Below are 212 nucleotides of genomic sequence, written 5' to 3' on the forward strand. Positions count from 1 at the left end.
GCTCTAGGCTGAGCTATCAACCATTCAATATATTTCCTGCTTTTCTTATTCTTTATTTCTCTTTCTCGTCTTGTAGCTTCTAGACGTGTAGAAAAACTTTCTTGGTATACTAATGTCCAAGGATGACAATTACTCGTAAAGGTACTCCCTCTACCTGTATTATGTTCTTCTAATCTACGCTCTATAGAATCTGTGTGGCCTACGTAGTACTT

1 protein-coding gene is annotated in these 212 nt (G+C 37.3%); it reads right to left on the bottom strand.

Annotated features, from left to right (window positions below):
- A partial coding sequence (locus KK060_RS24975) for a GIY-YIG nuclease family protein (RefSeq protein WP_302180168.1) occupies window positions 1–212 on the bottom strand: 212 nt, incomplete at both ends.

It is taken from the genome of Chryseosolibacter indicum, assembly GCF_018598585.1.
Taxonomy (GTDB): Bacteria; Bacteroidota; Bacteroidia; order Cytophagales; family Cyclobacteriaceae; genus Chryseosolibacter; species Chryseosolibacter indicus.